Raw genomic sequence first — 17,959 nt, 5'->3', positions numbered from 1 at the left:
TCCGCGGCGGCGCGGTCCGCGCTGCCGCTGCGCTTGCTTGCCCGCGCTACGCCTCTCTTTCTTCCCCCTGCCCGCAGGGCCGTTTTTAACTGCTACCTTTTACTGATAACCCGTTGTTTTATCGGAGAGAGAATTTGCCATTGCCCCGCGCCAGGAAAACAGAGCGCCTTGTGCTGCTGTTTCTGCTTTTTATTAGCCTGTTTATCGTAACGGCGTGCAGCTGGGCGCTGTGGCAGTCCTGGCAGCACCGGTTACAGGATGTCTCGGTGCAGGCGCGCAACCAGGCGCTCTCGCTCTCCCGCCAGGCGCAGGATACCTTTCTTCAGGTCAGTATCGCGCTGGATGAAATCGCCCGCCAGGCTGACGCGGTCTATAGCCGCCCCGAGGCCTACAGCGGCAGGCACGGCATACTGGCGGGGCTTTCGCTGCCGCTGCCCCAGCTGGGCGGCCTCTACGTTTATGACAAAGAGGGCAACTGGCTCGCCACCTCGCGCGACATGGCGTTTAAGCAGATGAACAACGCCGACCGCGACTCGTTTATCTGGCACCGCGACCATGCCGATCCGGGCGTACATATCGGCCAGGTGATCCGCAGCCGCAGCGCCGAGGAGCTGGTGATCCCGGTCTCCCTGCGGCTAAACGATGCAGAGGGAAATTTTCGCGGCGTGGCGCTCGGCTCGGTAAAAGTCGCCTTTTTCCGTCAGTTTTACGGCTGGTATGAACAGAGCCCTGGCGATATGCTGGCGCTGATGAATACCGAGGGCATTCTGCTTTACGCCCGCCCTTTCCCCGATAGCGTGCTTAACCGCAGCCTCTCCTCCAGCCCGCTCTTTACCCGCCTGCTCAGCCAGTCGCGCATCGGCAGCTCCACCTGGGAGAGTCGCCTCGACGGCGAGGAGCGTCTTTTTGGCTACGCCCGGCTGGAACGCTATCCGCTGGTGACGGCGGTCGGCTATGAGACGCAGGCGATGCGCTACGCCTGGTGGAAGAGCAATATTACCGGCATCAGCATCAATATCTTCACCTGGCTGCTGGTGCTGCTGTTCGGCTTTCTGGTGCTGCGCCAGCTGCGCGCCAGCCAGCGCAGCCAGCAGGCGCTGATGCACACGCAGGATGAGCTGACGCGGCTGAACGGCACGCTCAGCGATCTGGCGATGCTGGATGGCCTGACCGGGCTGGGCAACCGGCGGCAGTTCGATTTTTATCTGGAGATGAGCCTGCGCGGCGCGGCCTCGCCCGTCTCGCTGATTATGTTCGATGTGGACTACTTCAAGCGCTACAACGATGAGTATGGTCATATTGCCGGCGACCGCTGCCTGCAGGAGGTGGCCGCCGTGCTGAAGCACCTGCCGCTGCGCAGCACTGACCGGGTCACCCGCTACGGCGGCGAAGAGTTCGCGATTATTCTGCCGGGCACCCACGCCCGCGACGCAGAGAAAGTGGCCCACCGGGCGCTGGAAGCGATTCGCCGCGCGGCGCTGCCGCATGAGGCGAGCGAGCTGCCGGAGAAAATCGTTACCCTGAGCGCCGGCATCAGCGCCTCGCCTCCCGGCGAGACGCCTGACGCGCTCAAGCTCGCCGCCGACCAGGCGCTCTATATGGCTAAAAAGGCGGGACGCAACTGCATCGCCGGTAGCGATGGCCTCTGCCTGCTATAGTCTCGTCCGCCGTGGCGGAACGGCGATGGCCAGCAGCCCGAGCAGAATCAGCAGCACGCCCGCCAGGCCGCTCCAGCGAAACGGCTCGCCGAAGGTGGGCAGCAGCACCGCCGCCAGCCACACCAGCACGTAGCTCAGGCTCAGCAGCGGATAGAGTCGGTTGAGCGGCAGATGGCGCAGCGCCAGCATCCAGCAGAGCATTGAGAACGCATAGGCCAGCAGCCCGACGGCGAGCGGCAGCAGCGTGCTGCTGTGCTGCACCCAGTCAACGCCTGTCAACGCCGAGACGGGTGGAAAATCGCGCATCGCCAGGCGCAGTGCCAGCTGCGCCAGCGTCACCAGTAGCACCGATCCGAGCGCCAGCACCCAGCCTTTCACAGATGACTCCCCATCAGCGCCACGCCCGCCACAATGGCCAGCGTGCCGAGCCACTGCCGCAGCGTATAGCTTTCCTGCCAGATCACCCGTGCGGCGATCGCCACCAGCACAAAATTAATGCTGAGCATGGGATAGGCGACGCTAACCGGCACCAGTCGCAGCACCCACAGCCAGAGCAGCATCGCCAGGCCCAGCAGCAGCAGGCTCAGGGCAATCCACCCTGTCAGGTGGATGTTGCCCCGACGGCGGCCGAGGTTGGCCGCCTGCTTCTGGCAGAGCTGCGCGATGCAGCTCAGCAGGCTAACCAGCGCAATCAGTAGCAGGCTCATGGCGTGGCGTCATAGCCGTAGTAGACCAGCCGCCCCTGCTGATAGCGATCGTCCGGCGTCGGCAGATGCGCATCCGGCGCGTTCTCGTCTGAATTGAGCATCATAACGACCGATACGCGCCCCTGGCGACGATGCGCCCGCAGCCAGTCAGCGAAGGCCGCGCCGTCGACGTAGCGCGCCTGCGCATCGGGGTAGCTCAGACCGTACTGCACCTCGCCTTTGGCGTCATAAAGGGTGATGTCGCTGCGCCGCAGCGACCAGGCGATCGCCGAGGCGACGCCGGGATTGTCAGCCAGCAGATAGCGACTGCCCGCCAGCCGCTCACGCACCGCGCTGACGAAATTCAGCGGCTGCTTCGCATCGCGCACCTTCTGCGGAATGGCAAACCCCACCAGCAGCGCCAGCGTCAGCGGACAGAGCGCCGCCCGCTGCCAGCGGCTGCCCCCCGGCCGCAGGCTCAGCCAGCCCGCAAGCCCCCAGCCGGCAAAGGCCGCCGCCGCCGCCGCTGCGCGCAGCGCTTCATCGCGCGCGTAAAGCGGATGGCGCGCCAGCCCCCAGGGCGCAAGGAACATCACCACCGCCGCGGTGGCAATCAGCCCGAACAGCAGGTTAATTGCGCCGTTGATGCGAAACACCCTGCCGAGCCGCACGCCGCCGCCGTGGGCGTAGTGCGCCATCAGCAGCGCCAGCGGCGCGAAGCACGGCAGGATATAGGTAGGCAGCTTGCCTTTGGCGATGCTGAAAAACAGCAGCGGCAGCAGCACCCAGCTCAGTAAGTAGGCCGCGCCGGCCTGCTCTGCGCGCTGCCGCCACGCCGTGGCCAGCGCGCCGGGCAGCAGCGCCAGCCAGGGCAGCGCGCCCGCCAGCAAGACCGGCAGGTAGTACCAGAACGGCGCTTTGTGCTGCGCGTCCGCTTCGGCGAAGCGCTGGATATGTTCGACCCAGAAGAAGTAGTGCCAGAAGTCCCCTTCCTGCCGGGCGATCGCCAGCGCCCAGGGCGCGCTAATAGCCAGCGCCGTGACGACGGACAGCGTCCCCCAGCGCAGCAGCTCGCCGAAGCGCCGCTGCCAGATAGCCCAGGGCGTAATTGCCAGCACCGGCACCGCCAGCGCCAGAAAGCCTTTAGTCATAAAGCCAAAGCCGCAGGCGACGCCGAGCAGCAGATAGCCGCCGAGCCGCTGCCGCCTGCTGCCCGCCTGCGCCGCCAGCCAGTAGCTGCACATCGCCGCCACCAGCCACAGCAGCAGAATGGGATCGAGCACCGCATAGGTGCCGATGCCATACACCAGCAGCGAGGTCAGAAAAATTACGCTGCCGGTCAGCGCGACGGTGCGGCTGGCGAACAGGCGCGCGCCAAGCCAGTAGAGCAGCAGCGCGCTGAGGGCGGTGCTGAAAATCGCCCCGGCGCGCACGCCGAACAGGGTATGGCCGAAGAGAAGCTGGCCGATATTATTGACCCAGTAGCCGGCGATCGGTTTTTCAAAGTAGCGCAGGCCGAAAAAATGCGGCACCACCCAGTTGCCGCCCGCCACCATTTCGCGGCTGATCTCGGCGTAGCGGGTTTCATCCGGCTGCCACAGGCTGCGGAATTCAATAGGTATCAGATAGTAGAGGACAAAAAGCGCCAGCAGCAGCGCCGTCTTTGTCCCCGCGCGCAGCGGTGTCCACATAGAGAAGCGTCCTGTTTTGAGTTAGCGCTGGCAGCCCAGCCACCCTTCGCGCCCGGCGATCTCGCCGCGTACCACCTTGCCCTGCGGCAGCGTCGCGGCGTCCTCAGGCAGCAGCTCGCTGAGGGGACAAAAATGAATGCCCAGCCGCGCCGCGCGCCTCAGCAGATCGCGGAAAGCAGCCAGTCCCACAATGCCCTCCACCTCGGCGTGAATGGTGTAAACCGGCGATCCGCTGACAGCCTGCATCTGTTCGAGGATGTAGTCGTTGAACTGCGCCGCGCTGACCTGCTGTCCGACCACTTCGTCCCAGGTCGGCAGGGTCACCGGAATTTGCACCGTCGCCGGGCTGCCGTCGGCCAGAAGCGGAACAAAAGGCCCGCTGCCGCGGCAGTCGCTGTTGTAGCGGAAGCCAAACGCCTCTTTGGCGGCGATAACGCGCGTATCAGCGCGCCAGCCCGCGACGGCGGAGCATGTGACACTGTCACCTAAAATCGCCTCCAGCGCCGCTTTGCCGCGCGCGATCTGCTCAGTCAGCTTCTGCTGTGGCCAGACGCCCGCCCAGGTTTGCCAGGCGAAGTGATCCCAGGCGTGCAGGCCGATTTCGTGATGCTCCGCCGCGGCGCGAATGGTGTCGGCCAGCCCGCGTCCAATATCCCGCCCCGGCCAGGCGGTGCCCGCCAGCAGGATCTCCCAGCCGTAGAGGGATGCCGCGCGCGAGCGCAGCATCTTCCACAGAAAGCGCGGCTTTATCAGCCGCCACAGGTGGCGTCCCATATTGTCCGGCCCGACGCTGAAAAAGAAGCTCGCCTGCAGCTGATGCAGGCTGAACTGCTCCAGCAGCGCCGGCACCCCCAGCTTTGTGCCGCGCCAGGTGTCGACATCAACGCGCAGTCCTACTCTCTTCATGGCTTCTCCTGAAGCTCGACGGTGCGCAGGAAGAAATCGAGCGTATTGTCGATGGTGGTGTCCATCGCCACCGTCGGCGTCCAGTCCAGCAGGCGGCGCGCGTTTTTGATCGCCGGTTTGCGATGCTCGACATCCTGATAGCCCTTGCCGTAGTAGCTGCTGCTTTCCACCTCGCGGAAACCGGCGAACGGCGGGAAGCGGTCGCGCAGCGGATGGCGCTCAAAGCTCGCCAGCAGGCGCTCCGCCAGCTCTTTGATGCTGGCCTCGTTGTCGGGATTGCCGATGTTGACGATCTGGCCGTCGCAGTTGCCGTTTTTGTTTTCAATAATGCGGAACAGCGCTTCAATGCCGTCGCGAATATCGGTAAAGCAGCGCTTCTGCGCGCCGCCGTCAATCAGCTTGATTGGCGAGCCTTCCACCAGGTTAAGGATCAGCTGGGTGATGGCGCGCGAGCTGCCGATACGGGCGGCGTTCAGGTTGTCGAGGCGCGGCCCCATCCAGTTAAAGGGCCGGAACAGGGTAAAGCGCAGCCCCTCTTTTTCGCCGTAGGCCCAGATAACGCGGTCGAGCAGCTGTTTCGACACCGAGTAGATCCAGCGCTGCTTGTTGATCGGGCCGACCACCAGGCTGGAGTGATCCTCGTCGAAGTGCTTGTCGGTGCACATGCCGTAGACTTCGGAGGTCGAGGGGAAGATGATGCGCTTTTTGTACTTCACGCAGTCGCGGATAATCTTCAGGTTCTCTTCAAAGTCGAGTTCGAACACGCGCAGCGGATTGCGGGTGTACTCGATCGGCGTGGCGATCGCTACCAGCGGCAGCACGACGTCGCACTTCTTGATGTGATATTCAATCCACTCGGAGTGAATGCTGATATCGCCTTCGACAAAGTGGAAACGCGGCTGGGCGAGAAAGCGGCTGATGGCGTCGGAGCCGATATCCAGCCCGTAGACCTCAAAGTTATCATCCTGCAGCAGCCGCTCGGTCAGGTGGTTGCCGATAAAGCCGTTAACGCCGAGGATCAGCACGCGGGTGCGGCGCTTTACCGCCGCGACCGGCTGCGAATAGAGCAGCGCGCCCGGCACCATGCCCAGGCTTTGCGCCAGCTGGCTGCCGTTCATATAGACGCCGTTATCGCTCTGGCCGGTCAGCACCTCCAGCGCCCCTTCGCCGCAGGCGATCAGAAAGGGATCGACCGACAGCACCGTACCGGGCTTCGCCTGCGGCGCGTCCGCGTGTACGCGCCCTTTCCATACCACGAACTTGAGCGTTCCGGCCCAGGCAAAGGCCCCTGGCCAGGGATCGGTAACGGCGCGCACCAGATTGTTCACCCGCTGCGCCGGCCATTCCCAGTTGATGCGCCCATCCTCAGGCGTGCGGCGGCCGACCATGGTTGCTTCGCTGTTGTTCTGCGGCCGCGCGGCGATCTCGCCGCGCTTCATCGCCGGCAGCGTGCCCTCCAGCAGTTCGGCTGCGCAGGCAACCAGCTTGCGGTGCAGCGTCAGGGCGTTATCCTGGGCATCGATCGCCACGCGCTGCTGCGCCACGATATCGCCCGCGTCGGCGCGCTTCACCATGCGGTGCAGCGTCACGCCGGTCTCTGTTTCGCCGTTGACCAGCACCCAGTTGAGCGGCGCGCGGCCACGGTATTTCGGCAGCAGCGAACCGTGCAGATTAAAAGCACCGATGCGGGCGCTGCGCAAAATGTTATCGCTCAGTAGCGCGCGGTAGTAGAAAGAGAAGATAATGTCCGGCTGCATCGCTTTGATGCGATCGACCCACAGCGGATGACTGGCATCCTCCGGCGCGTATACCGGAATGCCCTGCTCTGCCGCCAGACGCGCCACGGAAGGAAAGGCGTGGCTCTCCGGCGAGGTATCGGCATGGGTAAAGATGGCGCTGATTTCATAACCGGCGTTCAGCAGCGCGCTGATGCCCGTACAGCCCATTTCGGCGTAGGCGAAGACGATGGTTTTCATTGCTCAGATTCCTGTACAGAAGAGGCTTTTTGCTGGGGGTGGATGACACGCTGGATAAAGTAGCGAGGCCGCGCGCGCACGTCGTTGTAGATACGGCCGATATATTCGCCAAGCAGGCCCATGCCGATAAACTGCGCGCCGACAAAAATAAACAGGATGGCGAACAGCACAAAGACGCCGTCGCCCGCCCAGCTGGCACCGAGGAACAGGCGCAGCGCCATTAACACCAGCGAGAAGGCGAAACCGGCCAGCGCGATCAGGCTGCCGACGATGCTCAGCAGACGCAGCGGCGTGGTGGTCAGGCAGGTGACCAGGTCGTACATCAGGTTAATCAGCTTCATAACGCTGTATTTGGAGTCACCAAATTCCCGCTCGGCGTGGGCCACCGGCAGTTCGATAGTGCGGCGCGCAAAGGTGTTGGCGAGTATCGGAATAAAGGTGCTGCGCTCGTGGCAGTTAAGCATCGCATCAACGATATGGCGGCGATAGGCGCGCAGCATGCAGCCGTAGTCCCCCATCGCTTTTCCGGTAACGCGCTGGATCAGATGGTTGATGGTGCGCGAGGCGCGACGGCGGAACCAGCTGTCCTGGCGGTTCTGGCGCACGGTGCCCACCACGTCATAGCCCTGCTGCGCCGCGCGCACCAGGTTCGGGATCTCCTCCGGCGGGTTTTGCAGATCGGCGTCCAGCGTGACGATCAGATCGCCGGAGACATGGCTGAACCCGGCCATAATCGCCGAGTGCTGACCATAGTTGCGGTTCAGCAACACGCCGACCACATGGCTGCCGGGCATATCGGCGGCGTCGTCAATCATCTGGGCGGAACGGTCGGCGCTGCCGTCATCCACCAGCAGAATTTCATACTGCAGCCCCAGCGTGGCGCAGGCGGCGTCGGTACGGCGCACCAGCTCCGCCAGGCTCTCCTCTTCGTTATAGACCGGAATGACCACGGAAACTTTGCGAATCGCTTTTTCCTGCTGCATATCAGCCTCCTGCCAGCTGACGCAACGCGCTGATAACGCGGGTAACGTCGTCATCGCGCATATCCGGGAACAGCGGTAGCGAGCAGATGCGCTCGCTGTTCCACTCGGTGTTGGGCAGCGAGAGCTGCGGGTAGCGTTCGCGGTAATATTTATGGGTGTGCGCGGCGCGAAAATGGAGGCCGGTGCCGATATCCTGCGCCTTCAGCGCCTCCATAAGCCCGTCGCGGCTGATGCCGCATGCCGCCTCGTCGACGCGAATAATAAACAGATGCCAGGCGTGCTGATGGGGTCAGGCCGGCTGCGCCAGCGGCAGAAACGGCGTGTCGGCCAGCTCGCGCAGATAGCGCTGGGCGATGGCGGCGCGGCGCGCGTTAAAGGCGGAGAGTTTCTCCAGCTGCACCAGCGCAATGGCCGCGCTGATATCGGGCAGGTTGTACTTGAAGCCGGGCATCACCACTTCCGCCTGCGGCTTGCGGCCGTGAGTATGGCGATCGTAGGCGTCGACCCCCAGCCCGTGGAATTTCAGGCTGCGCATGCGATCCGCCAGCTGCGCGTCGTCGGTGACGATCAGGCCGCCTTCGGCGCAGGTCATATTTTTAATGGCGTGAAACGAGAAAATTGCGGTGCCCGCGCTGCCGATATGACGTCCCTGGTAATAGCAGCCCGCCGCGTGGGCGGCATCTTCAATCACCGGAATGGCGTAGCGTTCGCCGAGGGCGCGGATCGCATCGATATCCGCAGGCGCGCCGGCGTAGTGCACCGGAATAATGGCGCGGGTGCGCGGCGTGATGGCGGCTTCGATCTGTTCTGGCGTGACCATCAGCGTATCGCGGTCGATATCGATCATCACCGGCGTAGCACCCAGCAGCGTGATGATATTCAGGGTGGAAACCCACGTCAGCGACGGCGTAAGGATCTCATCGCCAGGCTGAATATCTAATGCCAGCAGCGCAACGTGCATTCCAGCGGTTGCCGAGCTGACGGCGATGGCGTGCTGATTGCCAGTCAGCTGGCAGAACGCCTGCTCCAGCGCCGCATTTTGCGGGCCAGTCGTGATCCACCCCGATTCAAACACCGCTTTGACCGCCGCCAGCTCATCTTCACCCAACGAAGGCCGCGAAAAAGAGAGAAATGACATAGTTAAATTCCATCCGTTCAAGATGTCTAAAATAAAAAATGCTCACGCGCCGCCTGAAGAAATAATTCTTACAAAGATGAAGCAATTGTTTCCTTTAGACGTAACTTTGATGAATCTCGCCAGCCTTTCTGCCTCAGAAAAGGATTGAGAAAATAATGCTGGCGAAACCTTAAGACAGCCTTAATCAGGCTGGCGCTTTTTTTTCATCTGGCGCGGGAGGGAATTCAGGAGCAGGCAAGAGGGTTAAGGCTATTAAACGCATCGCGTTTTGTTTTTATTATTTATGCAGCGATCGTGCAGCTGGAGCCTGTATCCAGCTTCAGTCAGATCGGCAAAATGATGCAGTAAGCTGAAGATCCCCGCCTATTTTTCTGTTATTAATCGCCTGATGATTAGCGTGCAAATAAATATAATACCCATAAAAAACAAGATGATAAATTAAAACCCCCACACTATGAATTTTATTTTTCTCGCCAGAAACAATCTACCCGCCTTCAGAAAACATTCTGCTAAACGTTTTGCCCGCTGGCTGACAGCAATAAACAAACGGCCGAAGAATAAGCGTAACCGAGGCGTTCCGTCTTATTCAGGCAAAAAAAAAATCAGCGTGAATATTATGCGGCAATTAGAGCCAGGTAACAGGTTGGGAGGGAAAATAAAGCAGACAGGCGGGTCATTTTTTTACTGCGATGCTGCAATTGTTTATCATCGGTTTAGGTTTAAAAAGGGTTCTTATCGCCAGCAGCCTGAGGCGTTAAATAGCGACGCCTCGCTGCTGGCCATGCTGACGTTATGGCTAGAACTCCGCCTCCTCGCCCGGCAGCGACTCAGAAAGCGGCTGACCTTCGACGCCCGCGTAGAAAATCACTAACTCCGTCGGCTCGTCGGTCGTGTAGCCGCGGTGCGCGCTGTCGATGGTTTCATTGAGGGCCTCTCCCGCGCCTGCGTGGTAGCGTTCACCGCTGTTTTTATCTTCGATGGTCAACCGGCCGGAAAGAATATAGGCGGTATTGGGCATGGGATGGGTATGCCAGGGAAGTTCGCTGTGGGCGGGTAATGACATGCGCATCACCGAAATTTGCGGTTTGCCGGCTGGATAGGCGTGATACGGCTGGCCGTTCCAGGCGCTTCCGCTCTGCAATACCTGCCTGTGCGTAACCTCTGCTGGGCGTGGCTCTGAGGTGGGCTTACTCTCCGTCATGGTCTCTCCTCTCCGTTAATCTCTTAACAGAGTGTAGCGGACCCGACGCGTCAGACATGCCAAAGGCCGCATTACGCGGCCTCTGAAACCGATATTACAGCGCTATTTGATCAGTTCCGCTGAAACGTAGGCGCCGTTATCAAAGCGAGCCCCGGTGATTTTGTAAGATGCGCCAGCCTGATGCGCCTGTGCGGCGATCTGCGCTTCCGCCGCGTCGAGCGTCGGGGCTGAAGCGGTCACGCTCTGAGCGAAACTGCCGAATGAGACGAGTGAGAGAGCAGCAACTACAACGAAAGTTTTGATGGTTTTCATGGCCATTTCCTTAAGTATGTTTTCAGTTGGTGAGGCGTCCTGCCTCGATGGAGAGATAATGCGCCTGCTCACCCTGCTTTAAAAGCTGAGATATTTGCTTTTAAACCACAAAATTATTGAACGACTTTTGCGCGTACCATTCAGCCTGTCTGACCGCGTGGTGATTGTCGATCTATCGGCGCAAATCCTGAGCGTCCGTCAGCCCCGAACGAAATTGCTGCCGCCCTTTCCTTGCCTGCAAGCGGGTTATCGACGGATAATCCCCTGATGACTTCGTCACGCTGACTCTGCTAAGGCGCAGCCCGACGCAATAACGCTGAAAATTTAGGCAACGCATTGGTATGAATGAAAAATGTAAAGCGCTGCACTTTACGCTGATTTCCCTTGAGGCGGTGGCGTATGGCCTACGATAACGTCTACGCCGAAAAACGGCTGCCCGGCGCATTTCGCCGCAGCTGGCACCATTTCTATCGCAACACCACCGCCATGATTGGGCTTTACGGCTTTGGCGTGCTGCTGTTTCTCTGCCTGTTCGGCGGACTGCTGGCGCCCTACGGCATCGATCAGCAGTTCCTCGGCTATCAGCTGCTGCCGCCCTCCTGGTCGCGCTACGGCGACGTTTCGTTTTTCCTTGGCACCGACGATCTGGGGCGCGACGTGCTGAGCCGCCTGCTGAGCGGCGTGGCACCGACCGTGGGTTCGGCGATTCTGGTGACGCTTCTGGTTACGCTGTGCGGACTGGCGCTCGGCGTGCTGGCGGGCATTACGCACGGCTTGCGCTCGGCCATTATGAATCACGTGCTGGATACCCTGTTGTCGATCCCCACGCTGCTGCTGGCGATTATCGTGGTGGCGTTTCTTGGCCCGCGCCTTGAGCACGCGCTGCTGGCGGTCTGGCTGGCGCTGTTGCCGCGTATGGTGCGCGCCACCTACAGCGCGGTGCATGACGAGCTGGAAAAAGAGTATGTGGTGGCGGCCCGTCTCGACGGTGCCAGCAACGTCGATATTCTGCGCCATGCAATTCTGCCCAACGTACTGCCGATGCTGATCAGCGAAGTGACGCGCTCGCTGTCGCTGGCGATTCTCGATATCGCCGCGCTCGGCTTTCTCGATCTCGGCGCGCAGCTGCCCTCGCCCGAATGGGGCGCGATGCTCGGCGATTCGCTGGAGCTGGTTTATGTCGCGCCCTGGACCGTGATGCTGCCGGGCGTCGCGCTGATGATCAGCGTATTAATCGTTAACCTGCTGGGCGACGGTATTCGCCGCGCTGTAGAGGCGGGAGTGGAATAATGCCGTTACTCGATATTCGTAATCTGACCATTGAATTTATGACCGCCGACGGTCCCGTAAAGGCGGTTGACCGCATCAACCTGACGCTGATGGAAGGCGAAGTTCGTGGGTTAGTGGGCGAGTCGGGATCGGGCAAGAGCCTGGTGGCGAAGGCGATCTGCGGCGTGACCAAAGATAACTGGCGCGTCACCGCCGATCGCATGGTGTTCGACGATATCGACCTGCTGCGCCTGTCGCCGCGCGAGCGTCGTCGCATCGTCGGCCATAACGTGTCGATGATTTTTCAGGAGCCGCAGTCCTGTCTCGATCCCTCTGAGCGCATCGGCCGCCAGCTGATGCAGGCGATTCCGCGCTGGACCTATAAAGGTGCGTGGATGGGACGCTTCTGGTTCTGGCGCAAAACGCGCGCCATTGAGCTGCTGCACCGCGTCGGCATTAAAGATCATAAAGATATTATGCGCAGCTTCCCCTATGAGCTGACCGAAGGCGAATGCCAGAAGGTGATGATCGCCATCGCGCTGGCCAACCAGCCGCGGCTGCTGATCGCCGACGAACCTACTAACGCCATGGAGCCAACGACCCAGGCGCAAATTTTTCGCCTGCTGAGCCGCCTTAACCAGAACAACAACACCACGATCCTGCTGATTAGCCACGACCTGCGCACCATGAGCCAGTGGGCGGATCGCATTAACGTGATGTACTGCGGGCAGACCGTTGAAACCGCCGGCAGCGACGCTCTGATCGCCACGCCGCATCATCCTTATACTCAGGCGCTGATCCGCGCGATGCCTGATTTCGGCCGCGCGCTGCCGCACAAGAGCCGTCTTAACACCCTCTCCGGCGCTATTCCGTCGCTGGAGAGCCTGCCGATAGGCTGTCGGCTCGGCCCGCGCTGCCCCTATGCGCAGCGCAAATGCGTGGAAACCCCGCGCCTGAGCGGCAGCAAGACGCACCTTTTTGCCTGCCATTTTCCGCTGAATATGGAGGAGCAGTAGATGGAGACGCTGCTTGAAGTGCGCAATCTGAGCAAAACCTTCCGCTATCGCACCGGACTTTTTCGCCGCCAGCACGTCGAGGCGGTGAAGTCGGTGAGCTTTATTCTGCGCGAGAAGCAGACGCTGGCGATTATCGGCGAAAACGGCTCCGGCAAATCGACGCTGGCAAAAATGCTGAGCGGCATGGTGGCACCCACCACCGGTGAAATCGTGATTAACGATCATCCGCTGGAGTTTGGCGACTACGGCTACCGCAGCCAGCGCATCCGCATGATTTTTCAGGATCCCTCAACGTCGCTTAATCCACGCCAGCGCGTCAGCCAGATCCTCGACCTGCCGCTGCGCCTGAACAGCGATCTGACGCCGGAAGCGCGCGAGAAGCGCATCATCGCCACGCTGCGCCAGGTGGGACTGCTGCGCGATCACGCCGGCTACTATCCCCATATGCTGGCGCCGGGACAGAAGCAGCGCCTCGGCCTGGCGCGCGCGCTGATCCTGCAGCCGAAGGTGATTATCGCCGACGAGGCCCTCGCCTCGCTCGATATGACAATGCGCTCTCAGCTGGTCAATCTGATGCTGGAGCTACAGGAGCAGCACGGCATCACCTATATTTATGTGACGCAGCATCTCGGCATGATGAAGCACATCAGCGATCAGGTGCTGGTGATGCATCAGGGAGAGGTCGTCGAGCGCGGCGGCACCGCCGACGTGCTGGCTTCGCCGCTGCACGATCTGACTAAGCGACTGATTACCAGCCACTTTGGCGAAGCGCTGACCGCAGAAGCCTGGCGGCGCGAGTCCTGATTCAGGTTGGTTTACCCCATTTACCTGAGACGTGCTAGAATCCGCACGTCGATTAACGTCGGTCGTCTTTTTTTTAACCAATGCGACCGCCAACAACAATGACCATAAGGATTACAGCTATGGGTTTTCTTTCCGGTAAGCGCATTCTGATTACTGGCGTTGCCAGTAAACTCTCTATTGCCTACGGAATTGCGCAGGCGATGCACAAGCAGGGCGCAGAACTGGCTTTCACCTACCAGAACGACAAACTGAAAGGTCGTGTGGAAGAGTTTGCTAAAGAACTGGGTTCAGACATTGTTCTGCCGTGCGATGTGGCTGAAGACGAGAGCATCAAATCGCTGTTTACTGAGCTGGCAAAAACCTGGCCAAAATTTGACGGTTTCGTTCACTCAATCGGCTTCGCCCCGGGCGACCAGCTGGATGGCGACTATGTGAACGCCGTTACCCGCGAAGGCTTCAAAATCGCGCACGACATCAGCGCCTACAGCTTTGTGGCGATGGCGAAAGAGTGCCGCGAGATGCTGAACCCGAATTCAGCCCTGCTGACGCTCTCCTACCTGGGCGCAGAGCGCGCGATCCCGAACTACAACGTTATGGGTCTGGCCAAAGCGTCGCTGGAAGCCAACGTGCGCTATATGGCGAACGCGATGGGTCCAGAAGGCGTGCGCGTCAATGCCGTATCCGCCGGTCCGATCCGTACTCTGGCGGCGTCAGGCATCAAGGATTTCCGCAAGATGCTGGCACACTGCGAAGCGGTTACCCCGATTCGCCGTACCGTCACCATCGAAGACGTCGGCAACTCGGCGGCGTTCCTCTGTTCTGACCTGGCCGGCGGCATCACCGGCGAGATCGTTCACGTAGATGGCGGCTTCAGCATCGCCGCGATGAACGAGCTGGAACTGAAATAAGTTTCAAGGGCGAGCCTGGCTCGCCCTTTTTTTTGCCTGTTTTTCCCGCCTTATAGCTACGCGCTATTAATTATCACCGATCGGTCTTTTGCCCTTCTCTGCCGTTAAGCGACGATAAGCCAGCCCCCGGGCGCGCGTCACGGTTTCGGATTCACGCCATGCGCGACGTGCCAGTTATTTGCAAAAGGAATAACCATGGAACAACGCCGCTACCCTGGCCACAACCACTGGTTTTACGAGAGCCAGACCAGCCCGCACGCCATTCAGGCCGAGCCGCTGGTTCCCGAAGCAGCCCTTATTAACGACCGTTTTCTGCTCGGCCTGCAGCAGGAGGCGAATGCGCTTCAGCCGCTGTTGCAGGCCAGCCAGCCGATGCTGCTGGCCTCCCGCGATCTCTGCCAGCTGCTGTTCCCCGATCGCCTGACGGCGACGCTGACCCATACACTTACCCTTTACGATCGCCTCAGCACCGCGCTGACCGTGGCGCAGGTCGCGGGAGTGCAGCGGCTGTGCAATCACTACTCGGCGCGGCTTAATCCGCTGCCCGGCCCCGACTCGTCGCGCGAAAGCAATAATCGCCTGACCCAGCTGACGCAATATGCGCGCCAGCTGGCGATGCAGCCCGAGCTGATTAACGCGGCGGCGCTCAGGGCGCTCGATGCCGTTGGCCTGACCGAGCCGGATATCGTGACGCTGAATCAGATCGTCGGCTTCGTCAGCTATCAGGCGCGCGTGGTGGCCGGTTTACAGGCGCTGCTGGCGCTGCCGGTTCGCTGGTTGCCGGGGGTGACGCCGCCGCCTGACGCCGACCGCGACGGGTTTGCGGAAAAGCACCTGTGGAAACCAGGCGTTAAGCCGCTGGAGCTGCGCTACGCCAGCGCCGAGCAGCTGGCTGCCGTGACCTTCTGCCAGCCGCGTCCCGATCTCGCTGATGCGGTCTGGCTGCTGGCGCACGACCCTGCCGCGCTCTATGGCTGGCAAACCCTGCGCCAGCGCATCGCCCCGACCGCCTTTACCCCGCTGGCGGAGGCGACCTGCGCGCGCGCGCTCGGCAGCCGCTGGGCGTTTCAGTTTTTCACGGATGAGGTTCGCGAGGTGCTGCTGGCGTCGGTAGATGACGCCGCCGACCAGCCGACGACCCAGGGCCGCATCGTTGCGCTGGCGGCGCAGCTGACCCGTTCGCCGGAGCGTTTCAGCGCCGCGCATCTGCAGCCGCTGGTTAACGAAGGCTGGCAGCCGGATGCGCTGTTCGCCCTGATCCAGGCGGTGGCGATCGGCAACTGGAACAGTCGACTGTTTTACGCCATGGGCGAAGCGGCGTAGCCCTCAAGGTGGCTGCGCGCCTCGTCGAAGAAGTGCTGTGACAGCGGCGAGGCGCGACCCGGTTCGGCAATGACCAGCGCCGCCTGGCGCGCCATAGTGGTGATGGCTATCGGCCGCTGCGCCATGCCCTGCAGCATTGACGGTAGCAGGTGGCCGACAGGCGACACCAGCACCCCCAGCCCCACCTGGGCGCTCTGCACCAGTTCAAGGATCGCTGCGCTCTCCACCATCACCTGCGGCGTCAGCCCCGCCTCGCGGAAGGCCATATCCAGATAGCGGCGAAAATAGCGGGTCGGCTCGGAGAGGCAGAGCGGCAAGGCGGCCAGCGCGGCGAGCGACAGCGGCTCGTCGCCCAGCAGTTCAGGGAACTGCGCCGGATCGAATATCGCTTCGACGCCGCGCTCAGGCAGAAACGCCGTCTGAAAGTGCAGTTCGCGCAGCGTCGCCAGCTCGAAAAAGCCGATGCCGACGTCGACCGTATGGCTGTTGAGCGCCTCCAGCAGCTGATCGGCGCTCAGCGCGGCGATGCGGTAGTTAAGCTGCGGGTAGCGGCTCTGCACTTTTTTCAGCAGATCGGGCAGCGCCACGCTGCACTGCGGCATGACGCCGATGCGCAGCGTGCCGTTAACGCCGTGCTTTAACGACTCCACTTCCAGCTTCAGGCCCTGATAGACCGATACGATCTCCCGCGCCCACGCCAGCACCCGATCCCCTTCCGGCGTAAAGCCGACAAAGTTATTGCTGCGGTTGATTAGCGACAGGCCGAGTTCACGCTCGAGGTTTTTCAGACGCATAGAGAGCGTCGGCTGGCTGACGAAGCTGGCTTCAGCCGCGCGGCCGAAATGGCGCTCTCGCTCGAGGTTGCAGAGGTAGATGAGTTGCTTTATGTCTATTTTGATTACCTGTTAATAACGTAAAAACGATTTCTGTGTGCAATTAAAATGATGTACTCGCGGATGTACTCAATAAAAATGGCTGTTATTTAGGATTAATCTTCAGGTAGCGCTGGCGGCTTGTCAACGTGAAGCCCAAAATGAGAATCGAAGTTGCTGCACTCAGATCGTCGGCCGGAACTTATTATTATCATCGACCATCGTGGCAGTAACTTTACCCTGCACGATGATTCCTTTCAGCCCTTCCCCGGGGATGGTTGCGTCGTAGTGCGTTATCAGCCCGGAAGCGAACAGCTTGCCCACCATTGGATAACCGTCGTACTGGAACGCCACCTCGTGGCCTGGCTTCATCTTTACGCAGTGGTCAACGATGACAAACCCGTCAGGCTTCTGGATGCGGAACGCGTTTGAAGATGGAGGCTTGAAGGTCTCTTCTGCCTGTGGCTCACCTTATCCGGCTATTTAATCTTCTTAAGAATGTTCTCCATGGCCGTTTCATCGAAGTCGGTGACGGTAGTGAGAGTATCCAGACCGCTTAGCGTTGTGCGCCAGATCTTCGACCACTCGCCAACCCTCTTTAGGCCACCGCCCTTCTTCAAGATGTCGAGTACGTCCATTTCGTCAATCTCCACCAGGTGACGCAGCACGTACCTCTACCCTTTCGTTGCGCTCTGATTTAAGGTTAATAATGCGTTGCGCAATGTCAGGTGTTGACAGACTTTCGGTTCCGGTACGGCTTGCAGCCTTTTCGCTGTACCCCGCCCGAATGACCGCTTGCGTGGCGTTCGAATCGATGAAGTACTCGCGACAAAACATTTCTTGTTTGTTGGTGAGTGCCATTTAAATTCCTGGGATGGATAAAATATGAGAGTTTTTTACACACTTGATAGAAGTGGGAAGTTGGTAGATGGTTTGCAGATTAACGATGGCTCATTTAAATCTACCAGCCATAGCAATAATTACAATTCTCCTAACGCGACGATTTGGAATCAACAGAATGATCCAGGCCCACTGCTTGAGTGGGCATTAGAAGCTCATCGCAAAGCGCTATTCGCGAATGCTGTTAGTCGTTTTAAGGCTTTGTTGAATAAATCGAACTTTTGCTGAGTTGAAGGATCAGATCACGCATCCTCCCGACAACACAGACCGTTCCGTGGCAAAGCAAAAATTCAAAATCACCAACTGGCCCACCTAC

General features: G+C 60.4%; 19 protein-coding genes and 1 pseudogene. 7 read left to right on the top strand and 13 right to left on the bottom strand.

What is annotated here, in order from left to right; all coding sequences use genetic code 11:
• Nucleotides 1–170: 170 nt before the first annotated feature.
• On the top strand, nucleotides 171–1,658 hold the full coding sequence (locus MHZ97_RS20510; protein ID WP_239315565.1) for a sensor domain-containing diguanylate cyclase: 1,488 nt from the start codon (nucleotides 171–173) through the stop codon (nucleotides 1,656–1,658).
• Here the strand turns inward: MHZ97_RS20510 and arnF are convergent.
• The 9 genes and pseudogenes from arnF to MHZ97_RS20465 form a co-directional block, all read right to left on the bottom strand.
• Complete coding sequence (arnF, locus tag MHZ97_RS20505) at nucleotides 1,653–2,036, bottom strand: 4-amino-4-deoxy-L-arabinose-phosphoundecaprenol flippase subunit ArnF (RefSeq protein WP_239315564.1); 384 nt, start codon at nucleotides 2,034–2,036, stop codon at nucleotides 1,653–1,655. The genes MHZ97_RS20510 and arnF overlap by 6 nt on opposite strands.
• Nucleotides 2,033–2,365 carry a 4-amino-4-deoxy-L-arabinose-phosphoundecaprenol flippase subunit ArnE gene (gene arnE, locus MHZ97_RS20500; RefSeq protein ID WP_103795920.1) on the bottom strand — a complete coding sequence of 111 codons (333 nt, stop codon included), beginning with the start codon at nucleotides 2,363–2,365 and terminating at the stop codon, nucleotides 2,033–2,035. Before arnE ends, arnF begins: the two co-directional genes overlap by 4 nt.
• Nucleotides 2,362–4,035: a lipid IV(A) 4-amino-4-deoxy-L-arabinosyltransferase gene (gene arnT / locus MHZ97_RS20495; protein ID WP_239315563.1), complete on the bottom strand. Its 1,674-nt coding sequence runs from the start codon at nucleotides 4,033–4,035 to the stop codon at nucleotides 2,362–2,364. Before arnT ends, arnE begins: the two co-directional genes overlap by 4 nt.
• Nucleotides 4,036–4,056: 21 nt before the next feature.
• A complete protein-coding gene (gene arnD / locus MHZ97_RS20490) occupies nucleotides 4,057–4,941 on the bottom strand; it encodes a 4-deoxy-4-formamido-L-arabinose-phosphoundecaprenol deformylase (protein ID WP_239315562.1) in 885 nt (294 codons plus the stop codon).
• The gene (arnA, locus tag MHZ97_RS20485; protein ID WP_239315561.1) at nucleotides 4,938–6,917 is read right to left on the bottom strand and encodes a bifunctional UDP-4-amino-4-deoxy-L-arabinose formyltransferase/UDP-glucuronic acid oxidase ArnA; all 1,980 of its coding nucleotides are present in this window, start codon (nucleotides 6,915–6,917) and stop codon (nucleotides 4,938–4,940) included. Before arnA ends, arnD begins: the two co-directional genes overlap by 4 nt.
• A complete protein-coding gene (gene arnC / locus MHZ97_RS20480; RefSeq protein ID WP_103795923.1) occupies nucleotides 6,914–7,900 on the bottom strand; it encodes an undecaprenyl-phosphate 4-deoxy-4-formamido-L-arabinose transferase in 987 nt (328 codons plus the stop codon). The genes arnA and arnC overlap by 4 nt, the downstream gene beginning before the upstream one ends.
• Nucleotide 7,901: 1 nt before the next feature.
• Nucleotides 7,902–9,038, bottom strand: a pseudogene (gene arnB / locus MHZ97_RS20475) (UDP-4-amino-4-deoxy-L-arabinose aminotransferase).
• 796 nt (nucleotides 9,039–9,834) lie between these two features.
• Nucleotides 9,835–10,239 (bottom strand): cupin domain-containing protein, encoded by a 405-nt coding sequence (locus MHZ97_RS20470; protein ID WP_224481740.1) that lies wholly within the window; start codon nucleotides 10,237–10,239, stop codon nucleotides 9,835–9,837.
• A gap of 102 nt (nucleotides 10,240–10,341) precedes the next feature.
• On the bottom strand, nucleotides 10,342–10,551 hold the full coding sequence (locus MHZ97_RS20465) for a YdgH/BhsA/McbA-like domain containing protein (protein WP_103795926.1): 210 nt from the start codon (nucleotides 10,549–10,551) through the stop codon (nucleotides 10,342–10,344).
• Nucleotides 10,552–10,950: 399 nt separating this feature from the next.
• Here MHZ97_RS20465 and sapC point away from each other — a divergent pair, with 399 nt between their 5' ends.
• The 5 genes from sapC (at nucleotide 10,951) to MHZ97_RS20440 (ending at nucleotide 15,871) form a co-directional block, all read left to right on the top strand.
• On the top strand, nucleotides 10,951–11,841 hold the full coding sequence (gene sapC, locus MHZ97_RS20460) for a putrescine export ABC transporter permease SapC (protein ID WP_103795927.1): 891 nt from the start codon (nucleotides 10,951–10,953) through the stop codon (nucleotides 11,839–11,841).
• A complete protein-coding gene (gene sapD / locus MHZ97_RS20455; RefSeq protein ID WP_239315560.1) occupies nucleotides 11,841–12,836 on the top strand; it encodes a putrescine export ABC transporter ATP-binding protein SapD in 996 nt (331 codons plus the stop codon). The genes sapC and sapD overlap by 1 nt, the downstream gene beginning before the upstream one ends.
• Nucleotides 12,837–13,640, top strand: a complete 804-nt coding sequence (gene sapF / locus MHZ97_RS20450; RefSeq protein ID WP_103795929.1) for a putrescine export ABC transporter ATP-binding protein SapF — start codon at nucleotides 12,837–12,839, stop codon at nucleotides 13,638–13,640.
• A gap of 119 nt (nucleotides 13,641–13,759) precedes the next feature.
• Complete coding sequence (gene fabI, locus MHZ97_RS20445; protein WP_103795930.1) at nucleotides 13,760–14,548, top strand: enoyl-ACP reductase FabI; 789 nt, start codon at nucleotides 13,760–13,762, stop codon at nucleotides 14,546–14,548.
• Nucleotides 14,549–14,743: 195 nt separating this feature from the next.
• Complete coding sequence (locus MHZ97_RS20440) at nucleotides 14,744–15,871, top strand: oxidoreductase (protein ID WP_239315559.1); 1,128 nt, start codon at nucleotides 14,744–14,746, stop codon at nucleotides 15,869–15,871.
• Here MHZ97_RS20440 and MHZ97_RS20435 read toward each other — a convergent pair.
• From MHZ97_RS20435 to MHZ97_RS22375, 4 genes are all read right to left on the bottom strand, one after another.
• Nucleotides 15,847–16,764 (bottom strand): LysR family transcriptional regulator, encoded by a 918-nt coding sequence (locus tag MHZ97_RS20435; RefSeq protein WP_103795932.1) that lies wholly within the window; start codon nucleotides 16,762–16,764, stop codon nucleotides 15,847–15,849. The two genes, MHZ97_RS20440 and MHZ97_RS20435, sit on opposite strands and share 25 nt — an antisense overlap.
• Before the next feature lie 162 nt (nucleotides 16,765–16,926).
• Nucleotides 16,927–17,115 (bottom strand): hypothetical protein, encoded by a 189-nt coding sequence (locus MHZ97_RS20430; RefSeq protein ID WP_239315558.1) that lies wholly within the window; start codon nucleotides 17,113–17,115, stop codon nucleotides 16,927–16,929.
• Between the two features lie 107 nt (nucleotides 17,116–17,222).
• A complete protein-coding gene (locus MHZ97_RS22380) occupies nucleotides 17,223–17,381 on the bottom strand; it encodes a hypothetical protein (RefSeq protein WP_309242197.1) in 159 nt (52 codons plus the stop codon).
• Between the two features lie 4 nt (nucleotides 17,382–17,385).
• Entirely contained in the window at nucleotides 17,386–17,604 is a 219-nt protein-coding gene (locus MHZ97_RS22375; protein ID WP_309242196.1) for a terminase small subunit, read from the bottom strand.
• Between the two features lie 268 nt (nucleotides 17,605–17,872).
• Here MHZ97_RS22375 and MHZ97_RS20420 point away from each other — a divergent pair.
• A partial coding sequence (locus MHZ97_RS20420) for a hypothetical protein (RefSeq protein WP_239313698.1) occupies nucleotides 17,873–17,959 on the top strand: 87 nt, incomplete at its 3' end.

The sequence above is a fragment of the Pantoea sp. ACRSC genome, assembly GCF_022346785.1.
Taxonomy (GTDB): Bacteria; Pseudomonadota; Gammaproteobacteria; order Enterobacterales; family Enterobacteriaceae; genus Pantoea; species Pantoea alvi.
Note: the sequence above shows the minus strand (reverse complement) of the source record. Positions and strands in the feature narration are given on the sequence as shown.